We start from the raw sequence: 14,242 nt of genomic DNA on the forward strand, positions 1-14,242 counted from the left end.
CCCTCCCCGAGCGCGCCATCGAGCTGTTGAGTGGTGGCGGCATTCCAGCACCAATCGCGGGGCCTGGCCAAGAGGGTGGGTGAAAGAATTCACAAAGTCGTGGGGCGCGCGCGTGACCGGGGCCGGCCGGTTCGGCCGCCGTACGCCCCCGCTGACCTCAGCTCATGCGCAGGGCCAGGAAGAAGTCCAGCTTGTCCTCCAGGCGGGACAGGTCCCGTCCCGTCAACTGCTCGATGCGGCCCACCCGGTAGCGCAGGGTGTTGACGTGCAGGTGGAGCCGGGTGGCGCAGCGGGTCCAGGAGCCGTCGGAGTCGAGGAACGCCTCCAGGGTCGGTATCAGCTCGGCCCGGTGCCGGCGGTCGTAGTCCTTCAGCGGGTCCAGCAGCCGGGCCGTGAACGCGCGGCGCACGTCGTCCGGGACGAAGGGCAGCAGCAGGACGTGGCTGGCCAGCTCCTGGTGGCCGGCCGCGCAGACCCGGCCGGAGCGGGCGGCGGCGACCCGGCGGGCGTGCCGGGCCTCCTCCAGGGCTCCGCGCAGGCCCTCCGCCGAGTGCACGGCCGCGCTGACCCCGAGGGTGAGCCGGCCGTCGTCGTCCAGGCCCGCCGACAGCGGCTCCCGGACCGACTGCAGCAGCGCGTCGGCGAGCAGCCCGGTCTCCGAGCCGTCGTGCTCGGCGGCCACCGCGGGCAGCGGCACCAGGGCGATCGCCTCGCCGCCGGAGTGCGCGACGGCGATCCGGTCCGACGGCTCCGGGCCGGTCGCCTGCGGGTCGACCAGCACCTCCTCCAGCAGGGACTGGGCGACCGGGCCGCCGTCGACCTGGTCCCCCTCCCACTCCACGCGGGCCACCACGACCTGCCAGTGCGGGGCCGCCCCGAGCCCGGGCAGCAGCACCGGTGCCGCCACCCGCAGCCGGGCGGCGATCTCGGCGGGCGCGGCGCCCGACTGCACCAGCTCCAGCACCTCCTGGGCCAGCCGGCGCCGGACCGTGCGGGCCGCGTCCCGACGGTCCCGCTCGACGGCGATCAGCTGGGTGACGCCCTGCAGCAGGTCCAGGCGCTCCCCGGGCCAGTCGCCCGCGTCCGCCTCGACGGCCAGCAGCCAGTCCGACAGGACCGTCTCGCGCACATCGCGGGCGGCCTGCGGGGAGCGGCCGGAGGAGCGGATCGGGAACAGGGAGTACGTGCTGCCGTGCAGCTGGACCCGGTACGGGCCGCGGCGGCCGGTGCGGGTGGCCGCCAGGTGCTCGGCGGCGAGCTTCGCGCAGGTCTCCGCGGGCAGCGCCGGTCCCGCCTCCTTGGAGCCGGCGATCAGCCGGCCGGTGGGGGAGAGCACCCAGGCGCGCAGGTCCAGGTCGGTGCCGAGCAGGTCCAGGACCACGTCCGGGCCGCCGCCCGCCGGGCCGGAGGTCATCATCCGCCGGTGCCGGTCCACGACGGCCGCCAGGTCGCCGGCGCGCTCCCCGGAGACCTGCCGGACGACATGCTCGGTGATCGTCGCGAACGCCACCGACTCGTGCACAGCGAACAGCGGCAGCCGGTGCTTGGCGCAGGCCAGCACCAGGTCGTCCGGCACATCGCCCAGCTCTGCCTCGCCGGCCGCGAGGGCCGCCACCCCGGCCTGCACCAGGATGCGCACGAAAGGCTCGGAGTCGGCGGCGTCCCGGCGCCAGGCCAGGCCGGTCAGCACCAGCTCGCCGCCGGAGAGGTAGCGGCTCGGGTCGCGCAGGTCGGTGGTCATGACCCCGCGTACCGAGCGGTCCAGCTCGTCCTCGCCGCCGAGCAGCCGCAGGCCCAGCGCATCGGTGTCCAGCAGTGCGCGCAGCCGCATCTCGTCGCCGCCGTTCTTTGTCTCGAAACCTACGATGGATCTTGGAGGGGGGCCGGGAGGGGCCCCGGTGAAGGGCCGGACCGGCCGGAAACCGGGCCCGGCGTGCCGTTACCTGCGTTTCCCCAGGAAAACGGAGAGGTTACCGATGACCTCCGTTCATACGAATCTACAAGATGCTCCCCCTGGCCAGCGAACTCCTTCATGGTTTCGGTGACTGACCCCGCTGGAGCACCGGGCGGTGTACTGAGTCCACTCCGCGTTAACAGCACATGAACGAGCCGGGCCCGCCGCACACGGATTGGCTCAATCTGTACGACTCACGAGACGAAGAAGAAGAGAGCCGGTCATGGACTTCCTTCGCCCCGCCAGCTGGGAGGAGGCGCTCGCCGCGAAGGCCGAGCACCCCACCGCTGTGCCGATTGCGGGTGGCACCGATGTGATGGTCGAGATCAACTTCGACCACCGCCGGCCCGAGTACCTCCTCGACCTCAACCGCATCGGCGACCTCTACGAGTGGGAGGTCGGCGAGGACACCGTACGGCTGGGTGCCTCCGTCCCGTACACCAAGATCATGGAGAATCTCCGTGCCGAGCTGCCGGGCCTCGCGCTCGCCTCGCACACGGTCGCCTCCCCGCAGATCCGCAACCGGGGCGGCGTCGGCGGCAACCTGGGCACGGCCTCGCCGGCCGGTGACGCCCACCCCGCACTCCTCGCGGCCGGCGCCGAGGTCGAGGTGGCGTCGGCGGCCCGCGGCACCCGCCTCATCCCGATCGACGCGTTCTACACGGGCGTCAAGCGCAACGCGCTCCAGCCCGACGAGCTGATCCGCGCCGTGCACGTCAAGAAGGCCGACGGTCCGCAGCAGTACTCGAAGGTCGGCACCCGCAACGCCATGGTCATCGCCGTGTGCGCCTTCGGGCTCGCCCTGCACCCCGGGACCCGGACCGTGCGCACCGGCATCGGCTCGGCCGCCCCCACCCCCGTGCGGGCCAGGACCGCCGAGGAGTTCCTGAACGCGGCCCTGGAGGAGGGCGGCTTCTGGGACAACGGAAAGATCATCACCCCGTCGGTCGCCAAGCAGTTCGCGGAGCTGTGCTCGGCCGCCTGCAACCCGATCGACGACGTCCGGGGCACCGCCGGCTACCGCCGGCACGCGGTGGGCGTCATGGCCCGCCGGACCCTGACCTGGACCTGGGAGTCGTACCGCGGCGCCCGCCGCACCACCGAGGGAGCTGCGTGATGCGCGTCAACTTCACCGTCAACGGACGCCCGCAGGAGGCCGACGACGTCTGGGAGGGCGAGTCCCTGCTGTACGTCCTGCGCGAGCGCCTCGGCCTGCCGGGCTCCAAGAACGCCTGCGAGCAGGGCGAGTGCGGCTCCTGCACCGTGCGCCTGGACGGCGTGCCCGTCTGCTCCTGCCTGGTCGCGGCCGGTCAGGCCGAGGGCCGGGACGTCGTGACCGTCGAGGGGCTGGCGGACTTCGCCAAGCAGCGCGCCGAGGGCGGCTGCGCCACCGGCGCCTGCGGTGGCACGAGCCTGGACGAGGCCAAGGGCTGGCAGGCCAAGGGCACCGACTCGCAGACCGGCGAGGGCACCGGACTGAGCCCCGTCCAGCAGGCGTTCATCGACGCCGGCGCCGTCCAGTGCGGCTTCTGCACCCCGGGCCTGCTCGTCGCCTCCGACGAGCTGCTGGAGCGCAACCCGAACCCGACCGACGCCGACATCCGCGAGGCGCTGTCGGGCAACCTGTGCCGCTGCACGGGCTACGAGAAGATCATGGACGCGGTCCGCCTGGCGGCCGCCCGCCAGTCCGAGGGGGTCTGACCATGCCGGCCAACGGCGCTCCTACGAAGATCACGCAGGGCTACCGCACCAAGGGCGGCATCGGCGAGTCCACGCTCCGCCCGGACGGCACCCTCAAGGTCACCGGCGAGTTCGCGTACTCGTCCGACATGTGGCACGAGGACATGCTGTGGGGACAGATCCTGCGCTCCACCGTCGCCCACGCCGAGATCGTGTCGATCGACACCTCCGAGGCCCTCGCCCTGCCGGGCGTGTACGCCGTCATGACGTACGACGACCTGCCCACCGAGGTGAAGAACTACGGCCTGGAGATCCAGGACACCCCGGTCCTCGCGCACGGCAAGGTACGCCACCACGGCGAGCCCGTCGCGATCGTCGCCGCCGACCACCCGGAGACGGCCCGCCGCGCCGCCGCCAAGATCAAGGTCGACTACCGGGAGCTTCCGGTCGTCACCGACGAGAAGTCGGCGCTCGCGCCGGACGCGATCCTCGTCCACGAGGGCCGCGACGACCACCACTCCGGGCACGTCCCGCACCCCAACATCGTCCACCGCCAGCCGATCGTCCGCGGCAACGCGGACGAGGCCGCACGGCGCGCGGACGTCATCGTCAGGGGCGAGTACACCTTCGGCATGCAGGACCAGGCCTTCCTCGGCCCCGAGTCCGGCCTCGCCGTCCCCGAGGAGGACGGCGGCGTCCACCTCTACATCGCCACCCAGTGGCTCCACTCCGACCTGCGCCAGATCGCGCCCGTCCTCGGTCTGCCCGAGGAGAAGGTGCGCATGACGCTGGCCGGCGTCGGCGGCGCGTTCGGCGGCCGCGAGGACCTGTCGATGCAGATCCACGCCTGCCTGCTGGCGCTGCGCACCGGCAAGCCGGTGAAGATCGTCTACAACCGGTTCGAGTCCTTCTTCGGGCACGTCCACCGGCACCCGGCCAAGCTGTACTACGAGCACGGCGCCACCAAGGACGGCAAGCTCACGCACATGAAGTGCCGGATCGTCCTGGACGGCGGCGCCTACGCCTCCGCCTCCCCGGCGGTCGTCGGCAACGCCTCCTCGCTGAGCGTCGGCCCGTACGTCGTCGACGACGTCGACATCGAGGCCATCGCCCTCTACACCAACAACCCGCCCTGCGGCGCCATGCGCGGCTTCGGCGCGGTCCAGGCGTGCTTCGCCTACGAGGCGCAGATGGACAAGCTGGCGAAGAAGCTGGGCATGGACCCGGTGGAGTTCCGGCAGCTGAACGCGATGGAGCAGGGCACGATCATGCCGACGGGCCAGCCCGTCGACTCGCCCGCCCCCGTCGCCGAACTCCTGCGCCGCGTCAAGGCGATGCCGCTGCCGCCCGAGCGCCAGTGGGAGTCCAGCGAGGGCGCCGACGTACGGCAGCTGCCCGGCGGTCTGTCCAACACCACGCACGGCGAGGGCGTCGTACGCGGTGTCGGCTACGCGGTCGGCATCAAGAACGTCGGCTTCTCCGAGGGCTTCGACGACTACTCCACCGCGAAGGTGCGCATGGAGGTCGTGGGCGGCGAGCCCGTGGCCACCGTGCACACCGCGATGGCGGAGGTCGGCCAGGGCGGTGTCACCGTCCACGCCCAGATCGCCCGCACCGAGCTGGGCGTCACCCAGGTCACCATCCACCCGGCCGACACCCAGGTCGGTTCCGCCGGCTCCACTTCGGCCTCCCGGCAGACGTACGTCACCGGCGGCGCCGTGAAGAACGCCTGCGAGCTGGTCCGCGAGAAGGTCCTGGAGATCGGCCGGCGCAAGTTCGGCTCCTACCACCCGGCCTGGGCGACCGCCGAACTCCTGCTGGAGGGCGGCAAGGTCGTCACCGACGGCGGCGAGGTCCTCGCCGACCTGGCCGACGTCCTCGAGGGCGAGGCCGTGGAGGTCGAGGAGGAGTGGCGGCACCGGCCGACCGAGGCCTTCGACCTGCGCACCGGCCAGGGCAACGGACACGTCCAGTACTCCTTCGCCGCCCACCGCGCGGTGGTCGAGGTCGACACCGAACTCGGCCTGGTCAAGGTCATCGAACTGGCCTGCGCCCAGGACGTCGGCAAGGCGCTCAACCCCCTCTCCGTCATCGGCCAGATCCAGGGCGGCACCACCCAGGGCCTGGGCGTGGCCGTGATGGAGGAGATCATCGTCGACCCCAAGACGGCGAAGGTCCGGAACCCCTCCTTCACGGACTACCTGATCCCCACCATCCTCGACACGCCGACCATCCCGGTCGACGTGCTCGAACTCGCCGACGAGCACGCCCCGTACGGGCTGCGCGGCATCGGCGAGGCGCCGACCCTGTCGTCCACCCCGGCCGTCCTCGCGGCGATCCGGAACGCGACCGGGCTGGAGCTCAACCGCACTCCCGTACGGCCCGAGCACCTCACCGGCACCGCGTAACACCCCCACAGCTCTCCGGGCGGCGCAGGGAACGTCACACACTCCACGCGCCGCCCGGAGGACCCCCTCTTTGAGTTCCGCTCCGCTCGCGGTCCTTGAAGTACCAGGAAATACGTTCGTCTCGGGCCGTCCCCCGGGTCGTCCATTCCCCAAATCCCGTACCCCACAGGGAAGTCGTACGGGTGCCCCTTTGAACCTTGGGAGATGGCACCATGACCCAGCAGTCAGTGGAGCCCAGGACCGCAGCGGAGGACGCCGGCGAAGGCAGCCGCGTCCCGGCCGGACGGTCCTGGCTCGACCGGTACTTCCACATATCCAGAAGAGGATCCACGGTCGCGCGTGAGGTGCGCGGCGGCATCACCACCTTCATGGCGATGGCGTACATCCTCCTGCTCAACCCCCTCATCCTGTCCGGCAAGGACGCGGCGGGGGACACGCTCGGCCAGAAGGCGCTGATCACCGCGACCGCGTTCGCGGCGGCCTTCACCACGCTGCTGATGGGTTTCGTCGGCAAGGTGCCGCTCGCCCTCGCCGCCGGCCTCTCCGTCTCCGGCGTCCTGTCCTCGCAGGTCGCCCCCCACATGACCTGGCCGCAGGCCATGGGCATGTGCGTGATGTACGGCGTGGTCATCATGCTGCTGGTCGTCACCGGCCTGCGTGAGATGATCATGAACGCGATCCCGCTCGCGCTCAAGCACGGGATCACCATGGGCATCGGCCTGTTCATCGCCCTGATCGGCTTCTACAAGGCCGGCTTCGTGCACCAGGGCAAGGCCACCCCGCTCAGCCTCGGCCCCGCCGGCGAGCTGGCCGGCTGGCCGGTGCTGCTCTTCGCCGGCACCCTGCTGCTGATCTTCATGCTGCAGGCCCGGAACATCCCCGGCGCCATCCTCATCGGCATCGTCTCGGGCACCGTCGTCGCCGCCGTCCTCAACGGGCTCGGTGTCATCGGCGCCGGTCAGTGGGCCAACGGCGCCCCCGAGCTGCACGGCGGCGCGGTCTCGATGCCCGACTTCTCGCTCTTCGGCCACGTCGAGTTCGGCGGCTGGGGCAAGGTCGGCGCGATGACGATCGGCATGATCGTCTTCACCCTCGTGCTCGCCGGCTTCTTCGACGCGATGGCCACCATCATCGGCGTCGGCACCGAGGCCGACCTCGCCGACGACAAGGGCCGCATGCCCGGCCTGTCCAAGGCGCTGTTCATCGACGGCGCCGGCGGCGCGATCGGCGGCGTGGCGGGCGGCTCCGGCCAGACCGTGTTCATCGAGTCGGCGACCGGCGTCGGCGAAGGCGCCCGCACCGGCCTCGCCTCCGTCGTCACCGGCCTGTTCTTCGCGGCCTGCCTGTTCTTCACCCCGGTCACCGCGATCGTCCCGCAGGAGGTCGCCTCCGCCGCCCTGGTCGTCATCGGCGCGATGATGCTGATGAACGCCCGGCACGTGGACTGGGCCGACCGCGCGACCGCCATCCCGGTCTTCCTGACCGTCGTCCTGATGCCGTTCACGTACACCATCACCACCGGTGTCGCCGCGGGCGTCGTCTCCTACGTCGCCATCAAGACGGCCCAGGGCAAGGCCCGCGAGATCGGCGCCTTCATGTGGGGACTGACGGTCGTCTTCCTGGTCTACTTCTCCCTCCATCCGATCGAGACCTGGCTGGGCGTCCACTAGCCGCTCGCCCGCCCGATCCCTCCAACCCGCTTAAGGAGACCGACAGATGCTGGACATCGCCGAGGAGCTGAACCGGTGGGTCGAGCAGGGCCGTGACTTCGCCGTCGCCACCGTGGTGGCTGTCGGCGGCAGCGCCCCGCGCCAGCCCGGCGCCGCCCTCGCGGTGGACGCCGACGGCACGGCGATCGGCTCGGTCTCCGGCGGGTGCGTGGAGGGCGCCGTGTACGAGCTGTGCCGGCAGGCGCTGGAGGACGGCGAGACCGTCCTGGAGCGCTTCGGCTACAGCGACGAGGATGCCTTCGCCGTCGGCCTGACCTGTGGCGGCGTCATCGACATCCTCGTCACCCCGGTCCGGGCGGACGGTCCCGCCCGGCCGGTGTTCGCGGCCGCGCTGACCGCCGCCGCCCATGGGGAGCCGGCGGCGGTCGCGCGGATCGCCGAGGGCCCCGCCGAGCTGCGCGGCCGGGCCCTGCTGGTCCGTCCCGACGGCTCGTACGACGGCGGCTTCGGCGCCCACCCCGAGCTGGACCGCACGGTCGCGGCCGAGGCCGGTGCCTTCCTGGACGCGGGCCGCACCGGCACGCTGGAGATCGGCGAGCAGGGCTCGCGCTGCGGCGCCCCGCTCACCGTCCTGGTGGAGTCCTCCGTGCCCGCACCCCGGATGATCGTCTTCGGCGCGATCGACTTCGCGTCGGCGCTGGTCCGGATCGGCAGGTTCCTCGGCTACCACGTGACCGTGTGCGACGCCCGCCCGGTCTTCGCCACGCGGGCCCGCTTCCCCGAGGCCGACGAGATCGTGGTCGAGTGGCCCCACGAGTACCTGGAGCGCACCGAGGTCGACGGCCGGACCGTCCTGTGCGTCCTCACCCACGACGCCAAGTTCGACGTACCGCTGCTGAAGCTGGCGCTGCGGCTGCCGGTCGCCTACGTCGGCGCGATGGGCTCCCGCCGCACCCACCTGGACCGCAACGAGCGGCTCCGCGCGGTCGGCGTCACCGAACTGGAGCTGGCCCGCCTGCGTTCCCCGATCGGCCTGGACCTCGGCGCCCGCACCCCTGAGGAGACGGCCCTGTCCATCGCGGCGGAGATCGTCGCGGGCCGCCGCGGCGGCAGCGGAGTCCCACTGACCGGCGCGCACACCCCCATCCACCACGACACGACGGCACCGTCGACGAGGCGGATCGGCTCGGTGGCCTGAGAGGGCCGGGGGCGGGGAGCAGGGCGCGGCCGGGAGATCGGGCCGTGGCCGCGAGCGCGGGCCGTGGCCGGGAAAACGGTTTGCCCGGCGCCGCCGGCTCTCTGTTGCATGACGGCATGGTGTCCCCCGACCGGCTGGCGGCCTTCTCCGCCCTGTCCTTCCTGCTCATCGTGGTGCCCGGCCCCAGCGTGCTGTTCGTGGTCGGGCGGGCCCTGGCCCACGGCCGCCGGGCCGCGCTGACCACCGTCGTCGGCAACACGCTCGGCGCGTACGTGCTCGTCGTGGCCGTGGCGCTCGGCATCGGCTCGGTCGTCGAGCGCTCGGTCCTCGTCTTCACCGCCCTGAAGCTCGCGGGCGCCGCGTACCTGGTGTACCTCGGCGTCAGGGCATGGCGGCAGCGGGGCTCGCTGCGGGCCGCGGTCGCGGAGTCCGGCCCGGCGCGCGGCGGCCTGCGCACGCTCGGGGAGGGGTTCGCGGTCGGCGTGGCCAACCCCAAGACGATGGTGTTCTTCGCCGCCGTACTGCCGCAGTTCGTGGACCGGGAGCAGGGACACGTCCCGGCCCAGATGCTGCTGCTCGGCCTCGTCTTCAACGCCGTCGCGGTGGTCTCCGACGGGGCGTGGGGCCTCGCCGCCTCCGCCGCCCGCGACTGGTTCGCCCGCTCACCCCGGCGTCTGTCGGCGGTCGGCGGCGCGGGCGGTCTGACGATGATCGGCCTGGGTGTCACGGTCGCGCTGACGGGCCGCAAGGACTGACCCCGGGGCCGAAGGGCGGGCCGGGTCGGCCGCGGCCCCCTCACGCCCCGCTCAGCAGTCGGTTCACCGCGCGGCCGAACAGATGGCGGGACGCCGCTTCCAGGGCGCCGTCGAGGGCGGGGGGCAGCAGGCGGGGACGCAGGTGCTCGCGCCACAGGACGCGGGTGCGGCCGCCGGGGCCCGGGCGGACCTCGATCTCCGCCCAGCCGAGGACGACCCGGCCGCGTTTCTCCAGGCGGCACAGGCCGCCCTCGCCGGCGGTCGGGGGCCGCCAGACCGTCACCTCCATGACGTCGTCGAAGGCGAGCGGGCCGAAGCCCGTGCGGGCCACGAAGCGGGTGCCCTCCCGGGTCGGGCCGGGCGTGAGCACGCTGATCCGGGTCAGCGGGACCGCGCCGGCGTGGCGGGGCCAGTCCGTGAGCCGGCGCCACGCGACGTCGGGCGGGAGCGGGGTCGTACGTTCGAGGGAGAAGGTGGGCACGGCACGATCGTAGGCAACCCGCGCCCTCCACCTGCGCGTTCGTCCGCCGTGTCACCCGGTCCGCGTAGCAGGTGTCCGTGAGGGGACGTATCCTGAAACAGTCGGTGCGCCGGGGCGGCGCGACACGGTTCCCGCTTCTACCCTTCCTGCCATGTGCCGGGCAACCAGCCCGTCCCACGGGGGAGTTGATCGTCATGCCGCTGAAGGACTACGGCGTTCTGATCGCCCGCGCCGTCGACATCCGGCGCGAGGGCGCGAGGAACACACCGCACTACCAGATCCATCTCACCGACGACCGGGGCACCCACTACCGCGCGGCGGTCAACGTGCTGTCGCAGGAGCACCCCTCCGAGCTGCTCTACCTGGTCGCCGACGACTTCCGCCACCCGCTGACCGCCCGCCTGGAGGGCCTCCCCGGGGGGTGGAACACGCTGCCGCCCGGCCCCGGCGGCCCGAACCTCGACTTCGTGCGCGGCAACCTCTTCGACCCGGCCGGCATGCGCTCGCTCCCGGCGGACGCCGAAGGCCCCGACAACGACCTCGCCGACCTCCTCGACCACTACGTCAAGCGCGCGGTGGCCGACCCGGAGGCGCGGCTGTACCTCTTCGGCTCCCGCTTCGGCCCCGAACCGTCCGTCAAGGACAAGGTGTTCGGATTCCTGCCCGGCAACGGCGTGCACGACGTCCACATGAACCAGGGCAACAGCCACCGGTTCCGGGGCGACGACGGCGTCTGGCAGGACGGCGCCCTGCTGCTGCGCTTCCCCGGGCAGTCCCGCTGGGTCGGCATCTTCCTGGCCTTCCAGAGCCAGTCCTGGCACACCGACGACACCACCGGACACGCCCTGGAGGACGTCGACGGCAGCCGGCCCGCCCCCGGCCTGCAGCCCGTGCGGATCGTCGCGGCGCTGGTCAACCCGAGAGGAGCCGCCCCCGAGGCGGAGACCGTCACCCTCCTCAACGCCTCCCCGGAGCCCGTCGACCTGACCGGCTGGCGGATCGTCGGCCGCACCGGCCCGGGCTCGCCGGTCCCGGCCGCGGGCCCGCTCGCGCCCGGCGGCTGCCTCGCCGTCCCGCTCACCGCCGATGCCGCCCTCGGCAACCAGGGCGGTGAGATCTCGCTGCTCGACGCGGCCGGACTGAAGGTCCACGGCGTCTCCTACACCGCCGGACAGGCCGCCGACGCGGGCTGGACGGTGGTGTTCTGAGCAGCCCCGCGGGGGGCTACGGGCGGTACACCTTCCCGGGCTCCGCCTTCCCGGGTGCCAGGAGCTGGGGGACCGTCACGAACACGTAGCCGCGCGCCTTCAGCGCGTCGATGATGCCGGGCACGGCCGGCACGGTCCCGGGATAGATGTCGTGCAGCAGGATGATCCCGTCCCGGGACGACTGGTCGAGGACGCGCTTGGTGATGAGCGCCGAGTCGTTGGTGGTGTAGTCCTTGGCGGTCACGCTCCACAGCACCTCCGCCAGCCCCAGCTCCTTGCAGATCTCGTGCACGTCGGCGTCCGTACGGCCCTGCGGCGGGCGCATCAGCGTCGGCTTGCGCCCGGTGAGCCGTTCGATCGCGTCGTTGGGCCGCTTCAGCTCCTCGCGTATCTGCGCGTCGGATATGCGGGTGAGGATCTTGTGGTCCCAGGTGTGGCTCGCGACCTCGTGGCCCTCCCTCGCCATCCGCTTGACCAGCTCCGGGTACTTCTCGATGTGCCGCTTGCCGAGCAGGAAGAAGGTCGCCGGGACCTTCTTCTCCTTCAGGATGTCGAGCAGCCGCGCCGAGTTCTCGCTGGGCCCCGCGTCGAAGGTGAGCGCGATGCACTTGGCCTCGCGGCAGTCGACGGTGCCGAACCGGGCCGGCGCCCCGTGCGCCCCCTTCGCCGCCTCGGCGCGGGCGGTGCTCGGTGCGGTCGTGTCGACCTCGGCGCAGCCGGTCAGCGTGAACGCCAGGCAGGCCGCTGCGGACGCGAGCGCCCAGCCACGCAACCTCCGGCCCGCTCCGCGCATCTTCCTGGTCGCCCGGCCCGGGCGGCTGGTGCGGGTCGCGTCGGTCGGCGTCGGGATCGTGTCGGTCGAAAGAGGCATGCCGGGACTATACACCGCGTGTATAGTCCATGTGTTCGAGTCCCCTCGCCTCCCGCGGGCCCCCGCACCAGGCCCTCCGCAGCGACCTCGTGCACACCAGTAGTACCGGACGGGTACGGGGAGTAACCTCGGGACCATGACGCGCACGGGGGAGCGAGTCGTGGCATCACGCTTACGCACACCGTCCTGGATCGCCCGCATCGAGACACCGGACGGGTGCGTCCTCGGCGCGGGCGTGCTGCTCGCCCCCGAACGGGTCCTCACCGCCGGCCACGTCGTCAGCCCCGGCCACCGCTACACCGTCCGCCTGGTCGGCGTCCCCGGCCTGGCCGCCGTGACCGCCACCGTCAGTCCCGACGAACACGTGCCCCAGCGCGAGGACGCCTTCGGAGACCGCAGCGGCGACCTCGCCCTGCTGCGCCTGTCCGCACCGCTGCCCGCCGAGCACGTCACCCGGCTCCACCGGCTCGCCGCCCCGCACGGACCCGTCAGCATGTACGGCTTCCCGGACGGCGACGAAGGGGGGCGCTGGCACGGCGCCACCCTGGTCGCCGCCCGCGGCCGGGACAGCCAGGTGCAGCTGCGCCCGCTCACCCCCGGCGAACTCGCCGCCCCCGGCTTCAGCGGCGGCGGCGTCGTCGACGACACCACCGACCAGGTCATCGGCATCGTCCTCAGCGTGGACGAGGGGCCGGGCTCCGCGTTCAGCTACATGAGCCCCGCCGAGACGATCGTCAGCCATCTGCCGCAGGTCGCCGCGTGGACCGACGGCGCCGAGGCCGTCGACCCGCGGCTGCGCACCGGCACCGTCGCCGCCGGCCGGCTCGACGTACCGTTCGCCACCGAACTCGCCTCCTGGTTCCGCGGCGAGGGCTGGCCGGTGCTCGTCACCGTCGTCCCCGACCGTGGCGACCGCGCCTGGACCCTCCAGCGGGCCATCACCCTCGCCGACCGCGAACTGCGCACCCACCGCAACACCATCGCCGTCAGCCACGACCCGCCGGAGACCGTGCCCCCGGTCGGCGCCCACGATCTCGCCCTCGACGTCAAGGGGCTGACCGCCGCGGAGGTCATGGACAAGATCGCCGAACGCCTCGGCATCCGTGACGACCCACGGCCCGAACGGCTCGACGCCCTGCGCGTGCCGCTCGCCGCCGTCCTGGTCGCCGTCGACCAGGCCGCCGACCCCGACGCCCTGCTCGCCCTGCTGGGCCGGCTCGCCCGGCACCGCGCCCGCCTGCTGCTCGCGTTCCGCCACCCGGGCGAGCGCGCCACCCGGGCCGGCGAGACCCTCGTCCACCATCCGCTGCGCGACCGCTGGGCCCGTCTGCACGCCGAACTCGACCGGATCACCGAGGAGCTGGGGCCCGCGCTCGACCTGCGCCGGGACCGTGTGCTGCCCGCGCCCGGCACCCGTCCGCTGCTCGACCAGGCCGAGGCCGGCGTGCGGCGCAGCCAGATGCTGCGCGCCTGGATCGCGCACAGCCCCGACCGGGAACGCGAACCCGGGCGCGCGGACCTGCTGTTCACCTTCGAGGGCGCTGTCGGCCGCCGGCGGCGGCGCCTGGAGGAGGCCATCGGCCTGCTCGACACCCGGCTGCGCCGCCGCGAGGAACTCCTCGGTCGCGTCGGCGCCGAGTGGCCGCTGTGCCGGCAGCGGGCCGCCGCGCACGGCGACCGGGTCGTGGCGGCGTACCGGCTCTACGAACACGCCGTGTCGGTGCTGCGGCAGACCCCCTGTGACATCGAGCAGGCCGAGGCGGCGGTCGAGTGCTTCGTCGGCTTCTGCTCCACCACCGCACCCGGGGAGGAGGGCGCCTCATGACCTCGCTCACGAACCGGGGGCGCCCCGTGACCTCGTGTGCGCGGCCTCCGGGGTGCCCCGTGACCTCATATGCGCGGCCTCCGGCGCGTTTCGCGGCCTCATGTGCGCGGCCTCCAGGGCGCCCCCTGACCTCATGGGCGCGGTCCGCCGGAGAGGAGGGCCGCGTGATCTCGTGCGTACGGCTCGGAGAGG

At 72.9% G+C, this 14,242-nt stretch carries 11 protein-coding genes; 8 read left to right on the plus strand and 3 right to left on the minus strand.

Features of this window, described 5'->3' with window-relative positions:
- Positions 1-157: 157 nt before the first annotated feature.
- Positions 158-1,831, minus strand: coding sequence for a PucR family transcriptional regulator (locus tag IEZ20_RS16505; protein WP_189299080.1), 1,674 nt, complete (start codon positions 1,829-1,831; stop codon positions 158-160).
- 346 nt (positions 1,832-2,177) lie between these two features.
- Here IEZ20_RS16505 and IEZ20_RS16510 point away from each other — a divergent pair, with 346 nt between their 5' ends.
- The 6 genes from IEZ20_RS16510 to IEZ20_RS16535 all read left to right on the plus strand — a co-directional run bounded on the left by IEZ20_RS16510 (position 2,178) and on the right by IEZ20_RS16535 (position 9,665).
- Positions 2,178-3,071 (plus strand): FAD binding domain-containing protein, encoded by an 894-nt coding sequence (locus tag IEZ20_RS16510; RefSeq protein ID WP_189299082.1) that lies wholly within the window; start codon positions 2,178-2,180, stop codon positions 3,069-3,071.
- The gene (locus IEZ20_RS16515) at positions 3,071-3,655 is read left to right on the plus strand and encodes a (2Fe-2S)-binding protein (protein WP_189299084.1); all 585 of its coding nucleotides are present in this window, start codon (positions 3,071-3,073) and stop codon (positions 3,653-3,655) included. The genes IEZ20_RS16510 and IEZ20_RS16515 overlap by 1 nt, the downstream gene beginning before the upstream one ends.
- A gap of 2 nt (positions 3,656-3,657) precedes the next feature.
- Complete coding sequence (locus IEZ20_RS16520; RefSeq protein WP_189299087.1) at positions 3,658-6,042, plus strand: xanthine dehydrogenase family protein molybdopterin-binding subunit; 2,385 nt, start codon at positions 3,658-3,660, stop codon at positions 6,040-6,042.
- A gap of 212 nt (positions 6,043-6,254) precedes the next feature.
- Positions 6,255-7,712, plus strand: a complete 1,458-nt coding sequence (locus tag IEZ20_RS16525; protein WP_189299089.1) for an NCS2 family permease — start codon at positions 6,255-6,257, stop codon at positions 7,710-7,712.
- Positions 7,713-7,758: 46 nt separating this feature from the next.
- Entirely contained in the window at positions 7,759-8,910 is a 1,152-nt protein-coding gene (locus IEZ20_RS16530) for an XdhC family protein (protein WP_189299091.1), read from the plus strand.
- Positions 8,911-9,026: 116 nt separating this feature from the next.
- On the plus strand, positions 9,027-9,665 hold the full coding sequence (locus tag IEZ20_RS16535) for a LysE family translocator (RefSeq protein WP_189299093.1): 639 nt from the start codon (positions 9,027-9,029) through the stop codon (positions 9,663-9,665).
- 40 nt (positions 9,666-9,705) lie between these two features.
- On the opposite strand, the gene IEZ20_RS16540 is transcribed toward IEZ20_RS16535, so the two are convergent.
- Positions 9,706-10,146 carry an SRPBCC family protein gene (locus IEZ20_RS16540; protein WP_189299095.1) on the minus strand — a complete coding sequence of 147 codons (441 nt, stop codon included), beginning with the start codon at positions 10,144-10,146 and terminating at the stop codon, positions 9,706-9,708.
- Positions 10,147-10,340: 194 nt separating this feature from the next.
- Between IEZ20_RS16540 and IEZ20_RS16545 the strand changes: the two genes are divergently transcribed.
- On the plus strand, positions 10,341-11,354 hold the full coding sequence (locus IEZ20_RS16545) for a DUF2278 family protein (RefSeq protein WP_189299097.1): 1,014 nt from the start codon (positions 10,341-10,343) through the stop codon (positions 11,352-11,354).
- 16 nt (positions 11,355-11,370) lie between these two features.
- On the opposite strand, the gene IEZ20_RS16550 is transcribed toward IEZ20_RS16545, so the two are convergent.
- Positions 11,371-12,225, minus strand: coding sequence for a polysaccharide deacetylase family protein (locus tag IEZ20_RS16550; RefSeq protein ID WP_373303934.1), 855 nt, complete (start codon positions 12,223-12,225; stop codon positions 11,371-11,373).
- Positions 12,226-12,385: 160 nt separating this feature from the next.
- On the opposite strand from IEZ20_RS16550, the gene IEZ20_RS16555 reads away from it, so the two are divergent.
- On the plus strand, positions 12,386-14,050 hold the full coding sequence (locus IEZ20_RS16555; protein WP_229896098.1) for a S1 family peptidase: 1,665 nt from the start codon (positions 12,386-12,388) through the stop codon (positions 14,048-14,050).
- Positions 14,051-14,242 lie beyond the last annotated feature (192 nt).

Origin of the sequence: Streptomyces cinerochromogenes (genome assembly GCF_014648635.1) — a bacterium.
GTDB lineage: Bacteria > Actinomycetota > Actinomycetes > Streptomycetales > Streptomycetaceae > Streptomyces > Streptomyces cinerochromogenes.